The organism is Pseudomonas sp. 18175 (genome assembly GCF_050432925.1).
Lineage (GTDB): Bacteria > Pseudomonadota > Gammaproteobacteria > Pseudomonadales > Pseudomonadaceae > Aquipseudomonas.
Genome location: NZ_JBKFTO010000052.1, coordinates 1 through 1,482 on the forward strand (window position 1 = coordinate 1; position 1,482 = coordinate 1,482).

Here is a 1,482-nt window from a genome sequence, read left to right on the forward strand (position 1 = left end):
CTCGCTTCAGCAAATTGGGTATGTGACAGCTGTCGGTGTTTTGTGAGCATCGAACTTTCGGTTCTATCGTCTTCACACACCGCAATCTGGCCTTTCGACGCAAATTGCTTGGGTGTTATATGGTCAAGCCTCACGGGCAATTAGTATTGGTTAGCTCAACGCCTCACAGCGCTTACACACCCAACCTATCAACGTCGTAGTCTTCGACGGCCCTTCAGGGAACTCAAGGTTCCAGTGAGATCTCATCTTGAGGCTAGTTTCCCGCTTAGATGCTTTCAGCGGTTATCTATTCCGAACATAGCTACCCGGCAATGCCACTGGCGTGACAACCGGAACACCAGAGGTTCGTCCACTCCGGTCCTCTCGTACTAGGAGCAGCCCCTCTCAAATCTCAAACGTCCACGGCAGATAGGGACCGAACTGTCTCACGACGTTCTAAACCCAGCTCGCGTACCACTTTAAATGGCGAACAGCCATACCCTTGGGACCGGCTTCAGCCCCAGGATGTGATGAGCCGACATCGAGGTGCCAAACACCGCCGTCGATATGAACTCTTGGGCGGTATCAGCCTGTTATCCCCGGAGTACCTTTTATCCGTTGAGCGATGGCCCTTCCATACAGAACCACCGGATCACTAAGACCTACTTTCGTACCTGCTCGACGTGTCTGTCTCGCAGTCAAGCGCGCTTTTGCCTTTATACTCTACGACCGATTTCCGACCGGTCTGAGCGCACCTTCGTACTCCTCCGTTACTCTTTAGGAGGAGACCGCCCCAGTCAAACTACCCACCATACACTGTCCTCGATCCGGATAACGGACCTGAGTTAGAACCTCAAAGTTGCCAGGGTGGTATTTCAAGGTTGGCTCCACGCAGACTGGCGTCCACGCTTCAAAGCCTCCCACCTATCCTACACAAGCAAATTCAAAGTCCAGTGCAAAGCTATAGTAAAGGTTCACGGGGTCTTTCCGTCTAGCCGCGGATACACTGCATCTTCACAGCGATTTCAATTTCACTGAGTCTCGGGTGGAGACAGCGCCGCCATCGTTACGCCATTCGTGCAGGTCGGAACTTACCCGACAAGGAATTTCGCTACCTTAGGACCGTTATAGTTACGGCCGCCGTTTACCGGGGCTTCGATCAAGAGCTTCGCGTTAGCTAACCCCATCAATTAACCTTCCGGCACCGGGCAGGCGTCACACCCTATACGTCCACTTTCGTGTTTGCAGAGTGCTGTGTTTTTAATAAACAGTCGCAGCGGCCTGGTATCTTCGACCGGCATGAGCTTACGGAGCAAGTCCTTCACCCTCACCGGCGCACCTTCTCCCGAAGTTACGGTGCCATTTTGCCTAGTTCCTTCACCCGAGTTCTCTCAAGCGCCTTGGTATTCTCTACCCAACCACCTGTGTCGGTTTGGGGTACGGTTCCTGGTTACCTGAAGCTTAGAAGCTTTTCTTGGAAGCATGGCATCAACCACTTCGTTA

At 52.8% G+C, this 1,482-nt stretch carries 1 rRNA gene; it reads right to left on the reverse strand.

The features are described 5' to 3' along the window. Positions 1-119: 119 nt before the first annotated feature. Positions 120-1,482: ribosomal RNA gene (locus tag ACLD1Y_RS31570) — 23S ribosomal RNA — on the reverse strand; the annotation flags it as partial.